17 protein-coding genes are annotated in these 19670 nt (G+C 60.4%); 9 read left to right on the forward strand and 8 right to left on the reverse strand.

Features of this window, described 5'->3' with window-relative positions:
* The first annotated feature begins 106 nt into the window (after nucleotides 1–106).
* From MTX36_RS18000 to MTX36_RS18010, 3 genes are all read left to right on the forward strand, one after another.
* Entirely contained in the window at nucleotides 107–2164 is a 2058-nt protein-coding gene (locus tag MTX36_RS18000; protein WP_243621061.1) for an Ig-like domain-containing protein, read from the forward strand.
* Nucleotides 2165–2354: 190 nt separating this feature from the next.
* Complete coding sequence (locus tag MTX36_RS18005; RefSeq protein ID WP_243621062.1) at nucleotides 2355–3584, forward strand: MFS transporter; 1230 nt, start codon at nucleotides 2355–2357, stop codon at nucleotides 3582–3584.
* Between the two features lie 110 nt (nucleotides 3585–3694).
* Entirely contained in the window at nucleotides 3695–5077 is a 1383-nt protein-coding gene (locus tag MTX36_RS18010; RefSeq protein ID WP_243621063.1) for an HNH endonuclease signature motif containing protein, read from the forward strand.
* Nucleotides 5078–5203: 126 nt separating this feature from the next.
* On the opposite strand, the gene MTX36_RS18015 is transcribed toward MTX36_RS18010, so the two are convergent.
* The 3 genes from MTX36_RS18015 to MTX36_RS18025 all read right to left on the reverse strand — a co-directional run bounded on the left by MTX36_RS18015 (nucleotide 5204) and on the right by MTX36_RS18025 (nucleotide 8503).
* Nucleotides 5204–5695, reverse strand: a complete 492-nt coding sequence (locus MTX36_RS18015; protein ID WP_243621064.1) for a nitroreductase/quinone reductase family protein — start codon at nucleotides 5693–5695, stop codon at nucleotides 5204–5206.
* 211 nt (nucleotides 5696–5906) lie between these two features.
* Nucleotides 5907–7616, reverse strand: a complete 1710-nt coding sequence (locus MTX36_RS18020; protein WP_243621065.1) for a DEAD/DEAH box helicase family protein — start codon at nucleotides 7614–7616, stop codon at nucleotides 5907–5909.
* On the reverse strand, nucleotides 7616–8503 hold the full coding sequence (locus MTX36_RS18025; RefSeq protein WP_243621112.1) for an SDR family oxidoreductase: 888 nt from the start codon (nucleotides 8501–8503) through the stop codon (nucleotides 7616–7618). Before MTX36_RS18025 ends, MTX36_RS18020 begins: the two co-directional genes overlap by 1 nt.
* Before the next feature lie 503 nt (nucleotides 8504–9006).
* Between MTX36_RS18025 and MTX36_RS18030 the strand changes: the two genes are divergently transcribed.
* Nucleotides 9007–9750 carry an ABC transporter ATP-binding protein gene (locus tag MTX36_RS18030; protein WP_243621066.1) on the forward strand — a complete coding sequence of 248 codons (744 nt, stop codon included), beginning with the start codon at nucleotides 9007–9009 and terminating at the stop codon, nucleotides 9748–9750.
* A 27-nt stretch (nucleotides 9751–9777) separates the two neighbouring features.
* Here MTX36_RS18030 and MTX36_RS18035 read toward each other — a convergent pair whose 3' ends face one another.
* Genes MTX36_RS18035 through MTX36_RS18045 form a run of 3 tightly spaced genes read right to left on the reverse strand, consistent with a single transcriptional unit; the run spans nucleotide 9778 to nucleotide 14268 of the window.
* Nucleotides 9778–11259 carry a carboxylesterase/lipase family protein gene (locus tag MTX36_RS18035; RefSeq protein ID WP_243621113.1) on the reverse strand — a complete coding sequence of 494 codons (1482 nt, stop codon included), beginning with the start codon at nucleotides 11257–11259 and terminating at the stop codon, nucleotides 9778–9780.
* 13 nt (nucleotides 11260–11272) lie between these two features.
* On the reverse strand, nucleotides 11273–12820 hold the full coding sequence (locus MTX36_RS18040; RefSeq protein WP_243621067.1) for a carboxylesterase/lipase family protein: 1548 nt from the start codon (nucleotides 12818–12820) through the stop codon (nucleotides 11273–11275).
* A gap of 23 nt (nucleotides 12821–12843) precedes the next feature.
* Nucleotides 12844–14268 (reverse strand): NAD(P)/FAD-dependent oxidoreductase, encoded by a 1425-nt coding sequence (locus tag MTX36_RS18045; RefSeq protein WP_243621068.1) that lies wholly within the window; start codon nucleotides 14266–14268, stop codon nucleotides 12844–12846.
* Between the two features lie 82 nt (nucleotides 14269–14350).
* On the opposite strand from MTX36_RS18045, the gene MTX36_RS18050 reads away from it, so the two are divergent.
* Together MTX36_RS18050 and MTX36_RS18055 are read left to right on the forward strand one after the other, a co-directional pair.
* The gene (locus MTX36_RS18050) at nucleotides 14351–15103 is read left to right on the forward strand and encodes an SDR family oxidoreductase (protein ID WP_243621069.1); all 753 of its coding nucleotides are present in this window, start codon (nucleotides 14351–14353) and stop codon (nucleotides 15101–15103) included.
* Nucleotides 15103–16425: an NAD(P)/FAD-dependent oxidoreductase gene (locus MTX36_RS18055; RefSeq protein ID WP_243621070.1), complete on the forward strand. Its 1323-nt coding sequence runs from the start codon at nucleotides 15103–15105 to the stop codon at nucleotides 16423–16425. Before MTX36_RS18050 ends, MTX36_RS18055 begins: the two co-directional genes overlap by 1 nt.
* A gap of 4 nt (nucleotides 16426–16429) precedes the next feature.
* On the opposite strand, the gene MTX36_RS18060 is transcribed toward MTX36_RS18055, so the two are convergent.
* Nucleotides 16430–16933, reverse strand: a complete 504-nt coding sequence (locus MTX36_RS18060; protein WP_243621071.1) for a hypothetical protein — start codon at nucleotides 16931–16933, stop codon at nucleotides 16430–16432.
* Between the two features lie 115 nt (nucleotides 16934–17048).
* On the opposite strand from MTX36_RS18060, the gene MTX36_RS18065 reads away from it, so the two are divergent.
* From MTX36_RS18065 to MTX36_RS18075, 3 genes are read left to right on the forward strand one after another with little or no spacing between them, the layout of a single operon-like run.
* The gene (locus MTX36_RS18065) at nucleotides 17049–17528 is read left to right on the forward strand and encodes a MarR family winged helix-turn-helix transcriptional regulator (RefSeq protein WP_243621072.1); all 480 of its coding nucleotides are present in this window, start codon (nucleotides 17049–17051) and stop codon (nucleotides 17526–17528) included.
* 1 nt (nucleotide 17529) lies between these two features.
* Nucleotides 17530–18399, forward strand: a complete 870-nt coding sequence (locus MTX36_RS18070) for an ABC transporter ATP-binding protein (RefSeq protein ID WP_243621073.1) — start codon at nucleotides 17530–17532, stop codon at nucleotides 18397–18399.
* On the forward strand, nucleotides 18359–19177 hold the full coding sequence (locus tag MTX36_RS18075; protein WP_243621074.1) for an ABC transporter permease: 819 nt from the start codon (nucleotides 18359–18361) through the stop codon (nucleotides 19175–19177). The genes MTX36_RS18070 and MTX36_RS18075 overlap by 41 nt, the downstream gene beginning before the upstream one ends.
* On the opposite strand, the gene MTX36_RS18080 is transcribed toward MTX36_RS18075, so the two are convergent.
* Entirely contained in the window at nucleotides 19167–19631 is a 465-nt protein-coding gene (locus MTX36_RS18080) for a helix-turn-helix domain-containing protein (RefSeq protein WP_243621075.1), read from the reverse strand. The two genes, MTX36_RS18075 and MTX36_RS18080, sit on opposite strands and share 11 nt — an antisense overlap.
* Between the last annotated feature and the right edge of the window lie 39 nt (nucleotides 19632–19670).

A 19670-nucleotide genomic window follows, 5' to 3' on the forward strand; every position in this document is an offset into this window, starting at 1 on the left:
AAACTGATCGGCTGTAACTCAGCATCTTTTGACGGCGCCCCGTCCCAGTCTTAGTACCGGGGCGGGGCGCCGTTCCTATCCATGCACTTTTTCAAAGGGGAAACGTATGTCCCAGAAAAACATTCGCCGCGGCATCGGTGCTGTGAGCGCATTTGCCGTTGCCGCCGGCCTTGCCGTGACCTTCGGAACTGGTGTTGCCGAAGCGGTTTCAGGTTCGGTGAATTGGAAGGATGGGAACACCAGTTTCACGCGCACGATCAGTGACGTGACTCCTAGCGAGGGGGATATCATCACCGTCTCGACGAAGTTCACGCGAGCGTGGAGCCTGGAGATCATCTATTCAGTCAAGGATCTTCATCCGACGTGCCTGACTTATGTGGACGGGTCTGCGAAGGTCAACGGGAACGCCGACGGCACCATCACTACGGGCAATGAGGCTCCGGGTACGGATTTTGTTAACGCCGCGGGCAGTTGGACTGTGTATCTGTCTTCGGTAGTCGGTCCGACGTCGCGGACGTTCTCCTTCGACTACAAGGTTGGCGCGGGCTGCGATCGCGGCGTTGCGTTGTCGACGGGAATGAACTACACCACGGGTTTGGCTCCCGGCTACGGTAACTACCCCGGCAAGGGCCCGACTGTCACAGTGGCCAAGAACGTGTCGACCACGACGTTGACTCCGATTGCGGCAGCACAGGTCGGTACGCCGGTGAATCTGAGTGCAACGGTGACCGGTGGAGTTACCGGAGACACTGTCGAATTCTATGACGGTACAAACAAACTCGGTAGTGGTGTGCTCAATGCCGCGGGTGTGGCCACCTACGAGTGGACGCCGGCGACCACCGGTAGTTACAGCCTTACTGCCAAATTTTTGCAAACTACGAAAGCCTCACAGTCCACCTCTGTGCCGCAGAACGTAACGGTGTCGGCGGCTGTTGCCCAGACGATGACGGCGATCACGGGTGTCGGTACTGCGACGACGGGTGATTCGGTGTCGTTGACGGCGACGGTTGGCCCGAATCCGGGTGGTGGCACGGTGCAGTTCAAGGATGCGAACGGCAATCTTGGTGCTCCGGTGGATGTAGATGCTTCGGGTAATGCTGTGTTGATGCAGGCGTTTGCTGAAGGCACGCACAGCATTACGGCTGTGTTCTCCGGTTCTGCCGGGTTCGGTGCGTCGACTGCTGTGGCGCATTCGTTGACGGTGACGGCTCCGGTGGTTCCGAATACGGAGACGACGACGGCGATCACGGGTGTCGGTAGTGCGACGACGGGTGATGCGGTGTCGTTGACGGCGACGGTTGCTCCGGCTCCGGGTGGTGGCGCGGTGCAGTTCCAGGATGCCGGCGGAAATCTCGGTGAGGCTATTCCGGTGGTGGATGGCAAGGCGGTGTTGACGCGCTCGTTTACCGAAGGCGCACATAGTGTTACGGCGGTGTTCTCGGGTGTCGCTGGTTTCGCGGGTTCGACGTCGGGTGCGCATTCGTTGACGGTGTCGGCTCCGGTGGCGCCGGACAAGACGACAGCCACGGCGCTCACGGTTCCTTCTGAAGCGAAGACCGGTGCAACGGTGGGTCTTTCTGCTCAGGTATCGCCAGCTCCCGGTGGTGGCACGGTGCAGTTCAAGGACGGCAGTACCAATATCGGTATGGCGATTCCAGTTGGTGCAGATGGCAAGGCGTCGACTTCGCACACGTTCGTCACTGTTGGTGCACATGAGATTACGGCGGTGTTCTCCGGATCTGCCGGGTTTGTTGCGTCAACGTCTGCGGTGCAGACTGTGACGGTGTCGGCTCCGGCCCCGAACGATGTCTCTACCGGCACGGTGTTGTCATTGCCGGCGTCGGCGGTCACCGGTGCGGTTGTCGAATTGTCGGCGACGGTGTCACCAGCGCTTAACGGGGGCACGGTTCAGTTCTTCGATGGCACCACACCGATCGGTACCCCGGTCCCGGTAGTGGATGGCAAGGCCACGCTCTCGCACGCATTCTCTGAGACCGGTGTTCGTCAGATCACGGCGGAGTTCAGTGGGGCTGCGGGTCACCTGCCCTCGACGTCAGAGATCGGTACGGTCACGGTTTCGGCTGCCGGCGATGGTGGCGCAGGAGGCGGCTCGGGCAGCCTGGGTAGTTCCACGGGGTCGTTGAGTGGGCTGTTCGGTTCGTAGCCTGATCACGCGGCGCTAGTTCTGCGCGGCGTCTTGCTCCTGTCACGCTCGGGGCGGGGCGCCGCGTTTTTTTATTGTCATTCTCGTCATTGTCAGCGCGTTTGGTAGCCGCAGATTTGATCGGTTTGGTCGATTGATCATGCGGATCTATCTATTGGACGCAGCGCCGCTAGCCGTCCATGCTTGAACGATGATTTCAGGCGATACACAACCGCGGCTCGGGATGCCGGTAGTCCTGCTGATGGCGGCGGCTACCGGGCTTTGTGCCGGTGGAAACTATTTCAACCAGCCGTTGCTGGAATCCATCGCGGACCATCTGAATGTATCCGCGTCGACAGCGGCAGTGACGGTGACCATCGCTCAGGTGGCGTACGCCCTCGGGTTGGTGCTCCTCGTGCCGGTCGGAGATATTGTCGACCGTCGCAAGCTCACGGTGGGACTCATGATGCTGGCCGCAGTCGGCCAGGCAGTGAGTGGATTCGCCCCCAACTTTGCGACGCTGGCGGTAGGTATTGCTGTCGCCGGCGTGTTTTCAGTGGCAGCTCAGGTGTTGGTTCCCTTCGCTGCAGCCCTCGCTGAGCCAGAGCGTTCGGGTCAGGTGGTCGGCACAATCATGAGTGGGCTGCTGATCGGAATTCTCTTGGCACGCAGTGTTGCCGGCCTGCTGTCCGGTCTGGGTGGCTGGTCGACGGTATACAAGGTTGCCGCAGTGCTGATGGTGGTAATGGCAGGGGCGCTCTGGCGGGTGCTGCCATCAGACGCGGGCCCTCGCGAGAAGGTCAGCTACGCGGCGACACTCCGCTCGCTTGGGCATCTGGCGAAAACGTTGCCGCGTCTACGAACTCGAGCTGTCATGGGCGGTCTCGCATTTGCCGCGGTCAGTACCGTCTTCACCACCATGGCATTTCTGTTGGCCGGGGAATACGGGTACAGCGATACTCAGATCGGCTTGGTCGGATTGCTCGGCGTGGCGGGAGCATTGATGGCAACAGTCGCGGGCCGGTTGGCGGATCGAGGAAAGACGCAACTCGCTACCGGTGGTGCCCTGGCCGTTCTATTGTTGTGCTGGTTGCCTTTTGCTGTCGGTGGGACGCACTTGGCGTGGTTCCTTGTGGCCTTTGTACTCGCAGATTTGGCACTGCAAGGGGTGCATGTCAGCAACCAGAACATTGTTTACGCACTCATCCCTGCGGCGCGATCACGCGTCAATTCCGTGTACATGACCACCTACTTCATCGGTGCCGCTCTGGGGTCTGCGGTGGGATCAGTTGTTTGGAATGCCTACGGGTGGTCCGGAGTGTGTGTAGCCGGGTTGGCTTTCTCAGGAGCCACGGCACTGGTGTGGTTGCTTGATCGGCGGTTGGAAGACACTACCGCTTGTGAGGCTCACCCTCCGGCCATATCTGCACAACAGGCTTGAAAGTTTTTTACTGCAACTGTTTTCAAGATACCGGCTGAATCCCTGCTCAAAACCTTCTCTTGACTCGAATGGCTGTTCGAGTAGAATTGGGGGCAAGGATGGGGGATCCGATGAGCGTCGATACCGTAGTTGCCGATGTTGTAGCTGGTTCTGCAATTAATGTGCGCGGCATGCTGTGGCAACTACGTCCGTGCGACGTGCGGGAAGTCGCCATCAGTGTGTCCGCGGAAATCCTACGGCTGGAAGCGATCCGGGTTGCCGCGGTCGACGCGTTAGCCCTTCATCCGGACGAGCCGGTGCTGTGTTACCGCGGTGTCGGCCGCTGGCTGGCCGCGAACACGATGTTGCAGAATGCGGCCGGAAACAAGATCGCTGCCCTCGGGGTGGCCCTGCGAGCATTCCCCGCCAGTGCGGCGCAGTTCGATGCCGGTGACCTCACCGTCGACCATGCCGCGCTGATCACCGCATTCTGCGAGTCTCCCCCGAAAGGGATGCCGGACCGCGCCCTACCGCATTGCCTGAAAACCTTGCTCGCGGCAGCTTCCGGGGTGGAGGCGACCACCACGAAGTTGCGCTACGCCATTGCGGTGCTTGAGCGGATCTTCGAATCCGAAGACATCCCGGCCGGGGAAGACGACGACCGCAACGAGCTGCGTATTTCTCCGACGTTGAACGGTCGGGTGGTGATCAAAGGTGAGTTCGATGCGTTGACCGGCGAAATGCTTCTCTCGGCGTTGTCGGGGTTGTCGATGCCGACCCCTGCCGCGGATGGGACTCCGGATGCGCGGTCGGCGGCCAAGCGGACGGCGGATGCGTTGACGGAGTTGATTCGCCGGTATCTCGACAATGCGGCGACCGGGGTGGACGGTGGTCAGCGTCCGCATGTGAATGTGCATGTGGCTGCGAAAGATCTTGCGGAGCATCGGGACTGCGCGAGCACGCGCACTGCATCGTCGAGCTTGGCTACGCCCGATGATGAGACTGACGTCGAGGATGCGCCGGTGTGGGGCTTCGACGATCTGGAGGATCTCGACGATCTTGATGTCGGGCACATGCCGTGGATGGGTCCGCTGAGTATCACCCGCACCCGGATGTTGGCGTGTGATTGCCTGCTCTCAACGGTGCTGCTGGATGAGAACGGCGCCCCGCTCGATGTGAGTCCTCTGAAACGGTTGGTGTCGGCGGCGCAGCGGACGGCGTTGATCGCCCGCGACAAGGGGTGTGCGTTCCCCTCCTGTGATGCGGTGCCGGCGTGGTGCGATGCGCACCATATTCGGCCGTGGTCGCAGGGTGGGTTGACGGTGATGGACAACCTCACCTTGCTGTGCCGAGCGCACCACACTCTGATTCACCGTAAGGCCGGTTTTGCGGGGCAGTGGGAGATCAAGATGGGGTCGGATCGGAAGCCGTGGTTCATTCCGCCGGCGGGGATTGATCCGGTGCAGCGGCCGCGGCGATCAAACCTGCGTCCGGGTCCGGTGCTACGCACGTGAGAATTGTTGCACCACAACTGCAGACGTGCCAGGCTTCGCATCAGAATTTCGCCGATGCGAAGCCCACACGCACGGGCCGTGCTGGTTGCTCATCGCTAAGTTTCAGAGCGTTAGAGCGTTAGAGCGTCAGGGTTCCGGGGGCGAGCAGGACAGGAGCGAGACCGAAACTTGGATTTCTCGCGAGTACGCGCGATCCGCGTAGGTGGTGTATGCCGGCCAGACATCGGTTGCGAGTGCCCAGAGTCGTTTCCGCAGAGCACCTTCGGCAAGTTCTGCCAGCACTGGCGTTTTCACACCTTTGATCGATACCGTCGCCCGCTGATCGGCGATCAGATTGTAGGTCCACTGGGGATGTGCGGTCTGGCCCCAATTGGAGCCGACTACAACAAATGATCCCTCGTCAGGTGCGTACAAGAGTGGCGTCGTCTGGGATTGTCCGCTCCGACGCCCGGTCACGGTAAGGAGCAGTTGCGGGACTGTGCCGTTCCCGACGAGAGAGACCTTGCCCCGTGTCGATTTCTGCACTGCACGATCGATCGCGACCAAATCCTTGCCCAGATCGGAGAACCATTGAGTGTGGCCCACGGAGCGCATCAATGACCGGTAGGGATTGCGCATGGTGCTCCTGATCTCGGTGGGACAGAGAATCTCGGTGGGACAGGGATCCGCCTGTCGGCGGATGTCGTCTGTTGGGTTCGAGTGTCTCGGAGAGGATTGTGCCACGCATGGTCACACCTACACGAGGGAAATGGAATTTTGTCGAACAGCGAAGATTCTGCGAGTTTCGTTCCCGTTGAGAATAATTGGGACTATCTACACGAACAGGGAACTATCGTTCGGACGTCAGCACATCTGGTTCGAGCCATTCGACCCCCAGGAGTTCGGCGAGGCTCCGAAGGCCAGATTGATCGCCACCCTTCAATCCGGTTACCGATTGGAGGTTGCGGAGCATTGTTGTTGCAACGTCCTCTTCTTTGGTTCCGACGCCGAAAGGGATCAGCCACGGACACGTCTGGTAGTCACGGTGCGACCTACCGAAGGTCTGCTCGGCGGCGATCCCGGAGTAGCGGGGTTGATGGAAAATTCCGGTCCGAGGCAATGGGGACGCGAAGGTGCCATCCGGCAAGGCTTCGTTGGCATGGAGTGAAATGGAAGTCGTGACATTGAATACGACAACCGGCGCATCTCCTCGTTGGAAGCGAAGCCGTTGCTGTTCTTTGTCCGGTACAGCGCCGAAGAGTTTTGCGACGGATATTCCGGCATCCTCGATCATCTCGACGAGCGGATCACCTGCGGTGGAGACGAACTCGACGGCAACAAGTACCTGCTTGCCCGATTTGACCTGAGCCCCCGCCCACTGGGCGGTGGACTCTGCGCGAATCATCCCGGCCTTCTGCCGGTACCGCAGGACCAGTGCACGTCCCCGCGCGATGTTGCGACTTTTGCGAGCAAGGCCCATTTCGTAGGCGTATTCGGCCCATTCGGTCTCGTATTCTGCACGCTGGGCAGGGGTGAGGTCGATCGGCATTCCGTCGAGGGGTACCGGACCCCACGGTGTAGGCCGGTGAATCATCAACGGTGGCTTACTGTTCGACAGCCAGCCGCGGACGGTTTCCAGGGCGCTTGCCTGCAGTGCCGGTGACTCTTTGGCTTCGGCGCTCCAGGTCCATTTACCGTACGACTTGTCCAAGGGAAGTCCCGATTCCAGAAGGCGCGCACCCAAATCTTGCCAATGCTCCGGAGATTCACCGTGTACCTGAGCAAAAAGTGGTGCAAGGTAACGCTGATCGGCGGGCGTGTGACCCGGCGTTGCAGTCACGGACAGAACAAACGGGGCCTGATCGTGGGCGTTGGAGAAACGCGCGACCTTCTCGAATGCCGCTGTGCGCTGCGTATCGTTGCTGTACAGCTGAGCTTCGTCCGCAATTACCATGCCGAAGGTGTACTTTGGCCGTCCGTTTCGTGCGATGAGCTTCTTCAATTGGTCCGGGGACATTATCAGCCAACGGAATCCACCGTCACCCACGGATGCGATGGAGTAACGCCAGTGCGGGATGGTGATCTGGGCCGGTCGATCAACGAGAACAAGGATGTTTTTCTCACCGCGCTCCTCGGCAATTGTCTTGGCGGACATGATGGCGATCAGGGTCTTGCCCAGACCGGCGTTGTCGGCAAGCAGGAAGCCTCGTCGGCCTGCGCGAGCGGCATCGATCACGGCAGCTGATCCCGAAACTTGTTCGGATCGAGGAGTTTTAGGCGATGCGATTGGGCGCTCGCCGGTCGAGTTGTTGATGTCGTCCTCGACCCACTGCTGGTACGAGAACGGCAGAGCCTTGAATGGTGCAAGTTCCGTGGGCAATTCGCTACCCACCCAGGCGTAGCTCTTCCACTTCTTCACGAACTGCGCACCCGGCGCTGCGGTTCGAAACGGGACGTCAAGAAGCCAGACTCGTTCCCCCGGAACGGCAGTGGGAACATCAGGAGTGGGAGTGGTCTTGCGTGTTGCGGTACGAGAACTGGATCGCTTGCGTGGAGGCATCAGGCGCCGGCACCTGCCGTGAGAAACTCTCGCAAGGTCAACGGCGAAACTCCGGTAATATCCTCTACGGCAGTGCTTATCGACGACAGTTCGTCGTTCGCGATTGCGGTATATGTTGATACCCAGGCATCAACTTCCCAGTCCGGGGCGTTGTACGACGCGCGAGATGCGTAGGCCTCGTCGACGGTCTCTTGGACGTACACCGTCGGCGTCCCCGTGACTTCCGTGATGATTGCGGCTACCTCGGTCAGTGTCAGGGCTTCACAGCCGGTGAGATCGTATGTCCGGCCGACATGTGAATCGAGATCCTTCAGAACAGAAACTGCGACTCGGGCGATGTCGGACCGCGAAACCGCACCGACCAATCCGTCGCCGGCGGGCCCGCGAATAACTCCGTCGGGGCCGGCCAGAGACGGGAGGAAATCGATGTACGCACTATCGCGAAGAAAGGTAAAAGCCATTCCGGTTGAGCGAATATATTTCTCGGTTGCCCAATGATCGCGGGCCAGAGTAAATGTGGCGTCCGGGGACGCACCGAGATACGAGGTATAGACAATATGCCCGACGCCGGCAGCGGCCGCAGCGTCGACGAAGGTGCGGTGCGCAGTGAGACGATCGGCACTTTCGGCCGCCGAGACCATAAACAGTGTGTCGATCCCGATAAGCCCGGACACTGCGGCGTCGAAGTCGCTATACGACGTTTCCACGGCGTCGGCACCGGCGAGTTGGGGGAGACGGGTCACGGAACGCGCAAGTAGTCGTTGGCTGACTCCCTCCTGTGCCAGGGAACGAGCAACCAGACCGCCGATATGGCCAGTTGCACCGGTTACTGCGATCGAGCGCGCACGAGCAGACCGTGCGGATGACGAACGTGGCTGAACAGACAGCGGACTACCTCCGGCTCGGATGACTTCTCAGGCAGAGCTTACGGGGCCAACTACTTGCAGTTTAGGAAAGACTCGACCATTTACCGTCGCACAGTTTTCGGAAATGCCAACAAAAGGGTGGTTTCAAGCCACTAGTACTTTAGGTGGATCTTGACGAAATAGACATATTTTGGCGGCATCACTGTGTTATAGATTGATCCGTAGTGCCGAATCGCTCAACGTGTTGACTATCGACTGAATCGGCGGTTTCCCGTTGTGGGATCCCCTTCACTGAGGAGTACCTGCTTTGCATAGTGGATTGCCTTAGCTGCGACTTCTTGCTGCCACGAAGGGGTCATCGAATTGGGTCGCTTGGTTTGTCGACGGCGGCGAACGGCGTTGCTGTACGAAAAGCAGCAGGGCTGAGAAGTGCGGAAAGTCTGCGGTGAACATGCAGGTTCCGCAACGTTGGTTCGAGGGATTCCTCGAGACTTCAGTGAACTAGTTGGGTTTGGGGTGCGTGGATGATTTCTCTCGATACTGTTTACAAGACATATCAGGCGGGCAATGAGCACAGTGCCCGACGGGGTGGTGTCGGATCAGGTGGTGTCGCGGTCCCTGCGGTGCAGCGGGTCTCGCTCGATATTGCTGCAGGCCAGCTTGTGACGATCTATGGCGTCAGTGGATCCGGAAAGACGACCTTGATCAATATGATTGCAGGACTCGATGATCCGGATTCTGGGACCGTGAATGTGGCTGGCATCGAAGTAACCGCATTGTCGACCGATCAGCGTGCGGCGTTTCGGCGTGAGAGTGTCGGTGTGGTGTTCCAGGAATATAACCTGATCGCGAATGCGACAGTGGCGGACAATGTCTCGCTGGCGCAGGTAGCGGGAGGTATGCGGCGGTCGGCAGCGAAGCGGGCTGCTGAGGAAGCGCTGCGGCGGGTCGGTCTCGATGGATTGGGCGGGCGTTTCCCGCAGCAGCTCTCCAGCGGTCAGAAGCAGCGCGTCGGCGTCGCCCGCGCCCTGCTCGGGGCACGGAAAGTGCTGCTGGTCGACGAACCGACTGGCGCTCTCGATGCCGTGAACTCGCTGGCACTCTTCGCATTGTTTCGCGAGCTCGCGGATGACGGGATGACCGTGCTTGTCGCTACGCATGACCCTCTGGCCAGGGGGTATGCGGATCGTGTGTTCTCGATTGCCGACGGCAAGGTCGTCGAAGAGTTGAGAATTGAAAAATTGAGATTCGAAGAGTTCGAGAGATGACGTGCTCGGGCTTGAGCGGAACGCAGTTCACCGTCTGTGCTGATAGCCGATCCAGGCGCGTCGGCGATCGGCGAGGGGATCATTCTCCACGTAGCTGATGCTGTCGAAGATCATGGTCTCACGGTTCACCGTGGAGTATCGGGGCCAATCGCTACCGGGGGCGCCGTGGCGGGCGAAGTGAAGCCAATGATTTTGCATAGTTGCGGTGACAGCTTCGAGTGAACGTCGTCCGCCGAAGGCGGTGAGGCACTTGATCAACACGTCCGATCGACCGAAGACTGCAAACAGTTCAGTGGCATGTGTTGCGCCAATTCCGAGCAATCGAAGCAGTCTAGGCGCGAAATCGTAGCGGTAACTGTAGGTTGGCGCCACAGTGCAATGGCCTTGGGTGCAGAGGATTGCCGGCTCCCAGAAGGTAATATCGCCGCCCAGATCCGCAGCCGCTTTGCGGTGCGGATACGTTGGATACGCTGCCAGCGCACGCTCTTTCACATCCGCTGAGGTGTGAGAAAACATCTTGTCGATCCGTTCCGGATCTGTGGGCAAGATATTGAGGAAGCGCGGAAAGATCCGTCCCTCATGGAGATTCGACCCCACTAAAAAGGGGACCGGGTGGGCATTTCCCGCCGCAAAGACGTCGAGTGGATGTTGGGGGAGGAAGTCGTCGCCCACTACGGGAGCGAACGCGCGCGTTCCCGGTTCTTCGTCGGCGCCGCGGCGGGCCAGCTCCTCGCCGGCGTCAACTAGTTCGCCCACTGATGCCGAGGACAACCATGATGCCGGATCTGTGGCCGGCGCGTGGGCGATCTCGAGAAACTCCTGTGCCCAACGGTTCGCTCGGTCCTTGCCGTAGGCCGAAGCGGCGGGAGGACTTTGAGCGATGGCTTGCGCGAACAGACCTGTAGCTGCCGGTGTGGCCATCAGCGTTGTGACGGCATTCGCACCGGACGATTCACCGAACACCGTGACATTGTGCGGATCGCCGCCGAATGCCGCAATGTTCCGCTGTACCCATTCCAGCGCACAAACTTGATCTCGGAGACCCAGGTTCGATTCGAATAATGTTTTGTCTGTGGATATCTCACTGAAGTCGAGGTATCCCAGCGCTCCGAGGCGATACTGAATGGAGACGTAGATGATGTTGCCGCGCTCCACCAAGGATCTGCCGTGGTACATCGGCGCCGACGGATTGCCGCCGTTGTAGGCGCCTCCGTGAATGAACACCATGACCGGAAGTAGTTCATTGGAAATATGACTGGGTGCAAGAACGTTGAGGAGCAAACAGTTCTCGTCGAGATTGCCCTTACTCTGCGGTGCAGGCGAACCGAATTCGGCAGCCGAGCGGATACCTTGCCAGGGCACTACGGGTTGAGGCGCTCGAAACCGCAGTGGGCCGACGGGAGGTGCGGCGTACGGAATCGCCCGCCACGTCCTGAGATTTCCAGCGCGCAGTTCGAGTAGACGACCGCGGATTTTCCCGGAATCGACAACTATGTCGAGGTGGTCCATCACTCGTCGACCGTCACGAGAGAATCTGGCTCGGTTGGTAGTTGCGGTAGCCCGCGTAACCGGACCAGGCAAGGCGTTGCTCGCGGCGGGGGTCGTTTTCGACGTGAGTGATTTCGTCGAAGATCAAGGTGCGGCGCATGCTGTCGTCGTAGCGGGGCCACGAACTGCGCGGAGCGCCGTGCTTCGCAAAGTTGAGCCAATGTTCCTGGACGACATCGGTGACAGTGCGGAGTCCGCGCCGGCCGCCGGGCAGAGTGAGCGCCCGGCCGACCGAGGTGTTGCCGATACCGAAGACTGCAAACATCTCGAAACCATGTGTCGCGTCGAGTCCGAGCCAGCGCATCAACGGTGGGGCAAAGTCGAATCGGTAAGCATACGTCGGAGCGCTCTGGGCGTGCGCTTGCATCAACTCCACTGACGGGTGCCAGAATGTCACGTCGCCGCCGACATCGATCGCAGAATCCTCGGTTGGATAGTCCGGATACGTTGCAAGGATGCGCTTTCCGGCTTCGGGATCGGTGAGGGCAAACATCTTCTCGATGCGCGGCGGAGAAGTGGGCAGTGCGTCGAGCACCTTGGGGAAGAGTGTGCCCTCGCGTTTGTTTGTTCCGATGATCAGTGGCACCTGATGGGCCAACCCGCGAGCGAACGCCTCGACGGGTGAGACGGGGAGGAAATCGCCGTCGACACTGGGGCCGAACGGATGCAGTCCCGGTGTGGCGGACAGAACTTCAGTGCCCAGGAGGGATCCCGTACGGCTCAACTCCCGAGCCGAGGTCAGGCGCAGAGCCTGAGACGGAGGGGCATCGGAACCGAGGATCTCGATGAATCTTCTTGCCCAGATGCGTGAGAGTTCTTGGTTTACCACGAGATCCGGAGCCGGGCTTTCGGCAATCGCACCGGCAAACAGTCCGTGTGCTGCGGGTGTCGCCAACAGTGTGGTGATTGCGGTGCCGCCGGCTGACTCGCCGAACACTGTCACTCGATCAGGATCGCCGCCGAAAGACGCGATGTTGCGCTGCACCCATTCCAACGCGGCCACTTGGTCTCGAAGCGCGAGATTGGAATCGAAAGGATGTTCCGGGGTGGAGAATTCGGAAAAATCCAGGAATCCCAACGCGCCCAGGCGGTAGTTGATCGACACGTAGATGATGTTGCCGCGCGTGACGAGCGAACGTCCGGAATAGAGTCCCGTCGCGGATGTTCCGATGGTATTGGCGCCTCCGTGAATGAAGACCATCACCGGAAGTGGTTCGACGGCGGCCTGCTCGGGCGCAAGAACATTGAGGGTGAGGCAGTCCTCGCTACTCGGTTGGTACTTTCCCGGGGCCAATGCCAGGCCCTTCTTGCTCTGCACCGACGCATCGCCGAATGCCGTGGCCGCTCGTTCGCCTTTCCAGGGCAGGACCGGCTGGGGTGCGCGCAGGCGCAATGCACCCACCGGGGGACGAGCGAACGGAATACCTCTCCACGCACGGAGTTTGCCGACACGTAGACCGCGCAAAATTCCGTCGGCCGTGGTCACAAGTACTTCTGAGTTGATCCGTGCGTCTGCCGCCATAGCCGCGACTATACGTAACTACGTCATCGTCGCGCCTCCAACAATCGCAGCCAGACCTCGCTGACTGTCGGATACGACGGGACCGCATGCCACAGCATTTCGAGTGGGACTTCCGCAACCACAGCGATTGTCGCGGCGTGCAGCAACTCCGACACTTCGGGTCCGACAAACGTGGCACCGACGATGGTGTCCTCGAGTTTGTCGATCACCAGTTTCGCGCGGCCCTCGTAACCATCCCGGAGCAGTGACGACCCGGCGACGGCAATCGGAATTTCCACGACTTCGACGTCCAGACCGTCGATGCGTGCTTGCACTTCCGTCCGTCCTACCCAGGCAACTTCGGGTGACGTGAACACGACTTGGGGAACTCGGCCGTTGTCTGCTGACGCCGTGCACCGTAGGGCTACCAGCGGACTACCCGTGGCGCGGGCCGCGATAACGTCGCCGCACACCCTCGCCTGGTACTTGCCCATGTGGGTCAGTGGCGAGCGGCCGTTGATATCGCCGACCGCATACAGCCATTCACCCTGCGCGCACAGATGATCGTCGGTCGGCACGTACTTACCGTCCTCTAATCCGACGGTCGAGAGGCCCAGGTGAGCCGACGTCGGAGCGCGTCCGGCGGCAACGATCACCTCGTCTACTTCGATCACGCCGGACGACGTGTCGAGAGTGATCGGACCGCCGTGAATGTTTCCTTCGCCGGTGTCCCGGGCATCTGGCCGGGACACGGAATTGACGGTGGTACCGAAGCGAATGTCGGCGCCGCGGCCGGTGAGATGACGGGCCACCATCTCGCCGGCAAACGGTTCGGCAGACTTCAACACCGAGTTGCCGCGAACCAGCAGAGTCACTTCGGCGCCGAACGACAACATCCACGTCGCACATTCCGTCGCGACGACGCCACCGCCGATGACGGCAACACGCCGCGGAACCTCATGGAGGTTGGTGGCGTCGCGAGACGTCCAGGGGAGCGCCGCCCGTAGCCCCGGAGTGTCCGGCACCGACGCAGCGGTTCCCGTGGCCAGTACGACGGCTTGGCGGGCCAGGAGTTTTCGGGTGCCGTCGACCACGACGGTTTTTTCGCCGTCGAGTGAGCCGTGGCCTCGGATCACGGTGATGCCCGTCGACTTTGCCCACTCCACCTGCGAAGAATCGTCGTGATTGTGGGTGATGGAGTCGCGTCGGGCCAAGGTTGCACTGATCGAGTGAGCGGCGCTACCGGGCGGTTCGATCGATATCCCGGGCAAGGCACTCGCCGCGTCGCGCACCTGCCCCGGCCGGAGCAGCGCTTTACTCGGCATACAGGCCCAGTACGAGCACTCACCGCCGACAAGTTCATGCTCCACGATTGCTGCCGTTCGGATGCTGCCGGAGATGGCATAGGCCGCGGCATTTTCGCCGGCTGGTCCGCCACCGATGACTATGACATCGAATTCTTCGGTCATTCTTCAACGGTAGGCCGAAACGGGTGCAGTTCGCTGGGTAACAGCCCGGTGGAAGCTCGCCCTGATGGTTACAGTTGCGTTCATGACACGGCAGAGAATTCTGATCACCGGCGCAAGTTCAGGTCTGGGCGAAGGGATGGCCCGGAGATTTGCCGCCCAAGGTCGCGATCTGGCGTTATGTGCGCGTAGAACAGACCGTCTTGACGCCCTGCGCGAGGAACTGGTGACGCGCAATCCCGCGATCAAGGTAGCCGTCCGCGGCGTGGACGTCACCGAACACGATTCCGTTGTACGAGTATTCGGTGAACTTCGTGACGAACTCGGCGGACTCGACCGTGTGATCGTGAATGCCGGAGTCGGTAAGGGCGCCAAGATCGGCACCGGCAAGGCTTACGCGAATCTGGCGACGGCGCAGACGAACTTCGTCGGAGCGCTGTCACAGTGCGAAGCCGCCCTCGAAATCTTCCGTGAACAGAACGCCGGCCACCTTGTGCTGGTGTCGTCGATCAGTGCAGATCGAGGATTGCCGGGCAGCAAAGCCACGTATTCCGCAAGCAAAGCCGGAGTTGCGGCACTCGGAGAGGCATTGAGTATTGAGTTGGCGCGCACACCGATTCGAGTGACAACGCTTCTTCCCGGCTACATCAAGACCGACATGTCCGCCGGTGCCGGTGACGATTCTTCTTTGATGGCGGACCTCGACGAGGGTGTCGACGCGATGGTGGGTGCCATCGAAAAGGAGTCCACCAGAGCGGCTTTGCCGGGTCTCAAATGGCAAGGCATCGATGCCGCGCTCCGCTTCCTGCCCAACTCCGTGACAGCGAGGTTTGTCTGATGAGCATGTACATCTCGAACGGTAAACCCCGAGTTGTCATCGTGGGCGGGGGATTCGGCGGACTGTACGCCGCGAAGCGCCTCAAGAAGGCCGACGTCGAGGTCATTCTGATCGATCGCGGAACCAGCCACGTATTTCAGCCACTGCTCTACCAGTGCGCTACCGGTCTCCTGTCCGAAGGACAGATCGCCAGCCCACTCCGACATCTGTTGGAAGATCAGAAGAACACGAATGTAGTTCTGGGCGAAGCTAAATCGGTGGATGTCGAAGCCAAGGTGCTGACAGCAAGCCGCTTCGACGGCTCCACTTTCGACCTCTCCTACGACTATCTGATCGTCGCCGCCGGAATGCGGCAGTCGTACCACGGGCAGGAAGATTTCATCAAGTGGGCGCCGGGAATGAAAACTCTCGACGACGCGCTGGCAATCCGCCGCAGTCTGGTCGCCGCATTCGAGATGGCGGAATCGCTGCCCACCCCCGAGGAACGGCGACCCTGGCTGACCTTCGCCGTGGCCGGCGGCGGACCCACCGGAGTCGAGATAGCCGGGCAGATCCGCGAATTGGCGATGCATGCGCTCACCAACGAGTTTCGTGCCATCGATCCGGAGGAAGCACGCGTCCTGCTCTTTCACGGCGACGACCGAGTATTGCCGTCGTTCAGCCGATCGCTGTCCGCAGCGGCCGGACGCACCCTCGAGAAGATTGGCGTCGAAACACATCTCGGCGTGCATGTGACCGACGTATCCGAAACCGAGGTGGAGACCACCGACAAGAAGACAAAAGAGAAGCGGCGGTACGAGACTCGAACAATCCTGTGGACTGCCGGCGTCGAGGCGGTCCCGTTTGTGGAAGCACTGGCCGGCGCACTGGGCGTCAAGCAGGTCGGCGGTGGCCGCATCGAAGTCGGCCGCGACCTGACAGTGCCAGGACACCCCGATGTCTGGGTGGTGGGCGACATCATGTCCCTCGACAAACTGCCGGGCGTCGCAGAAGTCGCCATGCAAGGCGGGCGGTACGCCGGCAATCAAATTGCGGCGATCGTCGAACACGGTGGACCCAACGGGAAGCTCTTCAAATACCGTGATCTCGGTACAGCCGCCTACATTTCGCGTCGACACGCACTACTGCAGGCCGGTCCGATTCGGATGTCCGGCTTCCTCGGCTGGGTGTCGTGGGGAGTTATCCACATCGCGTTCCTGGCAGGTTTCCGCAACCGCGTCAGCACAGCACTCAACTGGGGCGTCACCCTCGCGTCTAAAACTCGTCGCGAACGAGCGATAACCTACGGCGACCCGGAAACTGCACGGCAGCCGTACAACTGAGCTCCTACTCCGTAGCGAATACCGGATTTCCGTACTCGTCGATCATGAACCACAGACTGCCGACGCCCTGCCCCAACATGTCGCCGGGGACCTGGTCGTCCAAGTATCGGTAGATAGGCTTACCGTTCACTGTCACTTGGAAGGAGCCGTCCGGACCCGGCACCGTCCCGATCGCGGCGTTTATTCCCTGTACCACTGGAGAATCGGTGGTAGACGTGACAGCCGGCCAGTACCGTAGGCAGTTTTCGTCGCATGAACTCGAAGTCGAGTTCTCCTCGTCAGGGTTGTAGATATACGCGGTCATTCCTTCGCCGTCGACCACAATTGTTCCCAGTGGAGAAGTGGCTGTCTTCAGTAGCACGGCGCTGGCTGCTGCCGGAGGTGACAGCGACGTCGATATCTCGGTGACGTTATCTGCGTCGGTGCCGGAATCGGTGGCGTCGTACGAACAACCGGACACGGCAAGTGCGGCACTGGCGACAATCGCGAACAACCACTGTCTGCGCATGATCGCTCCATTTCACGGGTGGGCGGTGCTAGCAGTGGGGGATACCCGACGCCGCCGATTCGGAAACCCTGCCAAACGCCACGACAATAGCTCTGCTACAGAGGTATTGTGGGATATGGATGTAGAAGATGAACTACCTCATCGTTTGTCCGATGACGTACTCGAGACGCTCGGTCAGTTGCGACGCGGCACACGAAAAGCGTCAGGGCGCCCGTTTGCCGAGCGTCCGCTGGGCGGCGCCCAGATCGAACTTGTGCGGTTGCTGAGAAGGAATCCCGGACTCTCGGTGGCCGAGGCAGCCACCAAGCTCGGTGTCGCCGCGAATACGGTGTCCACGCTGGTTCGTCAGCTTGCCGACGACGGAGTGATCGAGCGGGTGGTCGACGGTGCGGACCGGCGCGTGGCAAGGCTTGCGTTGTCGAAGGAAGCGCGTGAACGTGTCGAATACTGGCGAGATCGGCGCAGCGTCGTTGTGGGACAGGCGTTGTCGAGCTTGAGTGCCGACGATCAAGCACACATCGAAGCTGCCTTGCCGGCACTGACTCGGCTCGCAGTCGCGCTGGCCAGGGCCGGCGCCGAAACCGAGGAGGCCTGACATGGCTGAGCACTGGTGGAACCGGCGAAGTATTCCGCAAGCGTCGGCTCCGAACGTACCTGCGGTTGAGATCGAAAATCTCTCCTACAGATTCGGTTCCAGCCGTGCGGGCAGCAACCTGGCGGTGGACAACCTGAGTTTGACCATCGAACAGGGCGAATGTTTCGGTCTACTCGGGCCGAACGGAGCGGGAAAGACCACCACGATTCGACTGCTCAACACATTACTTCCCTTGCAGGACGGTGATATCCGCATCCTGGGAAAGTCTGAACGGACAGACGCGATGACTATCAGACGTCATCTCGGTTATGTACCGCAACAACTTTCGATCGAGAGTTCTTTGACGGCCCGGGAGAACGTCACGTGGTTTGCTCGCCTCTACGATGTGCCGAGATTCGAGCGACGTGAGCGTGTGGACCAGGCTCTGGAGATGGTGGATCTGCTCGACTCCGCAGACCGCGTCGCCGCAAGCTTCTCCGGCGGAATGGTACGACGATTGGAATTGGCACAGGCACTGGTCAATCGGCCCGCGCTACTGGTCTTGGACGAGCCGACGGTAGGGCTGGACCCCATTGCGCGTGAATCCGTGTGGCGCAGAGTCTCCGAGATGCAGCAGCAGTACGGAATGACCGTTCTGCTGACCACCCACTACATGGAGGAAGCCGACGAATTGTGTGATCGTGTTGCTCTGATGCACCACGGTGAACTGAGGGCAGTCGGCAGTCCGAGCGAACTGGCCACGACACTCGGCCCGGACGCCACACTCGAAGACGTCTTTCGTCACGTTGCCGGCGACGACCTCACCGGCCGAGAGTCAGGAGGACTCCGTGATGTCCGCAGCACCCGCCGTACAGCGCGCCGCCTGGGCTGACCCCAGCGTCAACGGGTTCGCCCGATTAATGTCGAGGATCTACACTTTTTGTCTCGTCGAAGTGCAGAAATTGCGCCATGATCGATCCGAGTTGGTCACGCGCGCAATCCAACCGATCCTTTGGCTTGTCATCTTCGGGCAGACGTTCAGCCATATCCGAGCGATACCCACCGGCGATGTACCGTATCTGGACTTCTTGGCCCCCGGCATCATCGCGCAGTCGGCGCTCTTCGTCGCAATTTTCTACGGCATCCAGATCATCTGGGAGCGCGACGCCGGCGTCCTCACAAAACTCATGGTCACTCCGACGCCACGGGCAGCGCTCGTCACCGGAAAAGCATTTGCCGCCGGGATTCGCGCCGTCGCCCAAGCCGTAGTCGTCGTGATCGTCGCAGCACTACTCGGCGTGAGTATGACGTGGAACCCGATCAAACTTCTCGGCGTCGTCGTGGTTGTCGTACTGGGCGCCGCCTTCTTCGCCTGCCTCTCTGTTGCGATCGCCGGCATCGTCCTCAAGCGAGATCGACTGATGGGCATCGGACAAGCCATCACCATGCCGTTGTTCTTCGCGTCGAACGCCCTGTATCCGGTGGATCTGATGCAGGGATGGGTGCAGTGGCTCAGTCGAATCAATCCATTGAGCTACGAGGTGTCGGCGTTGCGAGGCTTGCTGATCGGGATGCCGACCAACTACATCGTCGACTTCGCGGTACTGATCGGAGCGGCGCTGGCAGGAATCGTTACAGCTTCGGCACTGTTGGGTCGCCTCACGCGCTGAGTGTGGGATTCACTTCGCGTGAGACGGGCGCTGTGTACGTGATGCAGTCCGGCGGCACCGACGGCAGACCCTCGGAGGATCGGAGCCTTTCGGCGATCGAGGACAGCAGACTCTGCGACTCGGGCGAGAGATCCACGGCTTTACGTGTCAGGGAACGCAATTCGGGGTCGATGAACTCTTCGGCGACCGAACGGTCTTCTTCCGGAATGAGTTCGGGATCCTGGCGCGGAGTCGGGCTGAAGAAGTACTCGGCCTGGACGTTGAAGTACTCGGCGAGCGCCAATACGACCTGCTCCGACGGATTGGTCCGAACACCACTGCGCAGTTGTGAAAGGTACGGCGTCGAGATGCGACATCCCCGCTGTGAAAGTGCCTCTACAACTTGAGCATTGGTTAATCTGGGAGGCGTGTCTGGGTACAGGGCATTGAGTCGCTCTTGGAACGAATCTGCCACGGTTCCTCCCGTTTCCACAGTTCATCCCTTCGTTCGTGA

The sequence above is a fragment of the Rhodococcus sp. ARC_M6 genome (assembly GCF_022810305.1).
In the GTDB taxonomy this organism is placed as follows: domain Bacteria; phylum Actinomycetota; class Actinomycetes; order Mycobacteriales; family Mycobacteriaceae; genus Rhodococcus_F.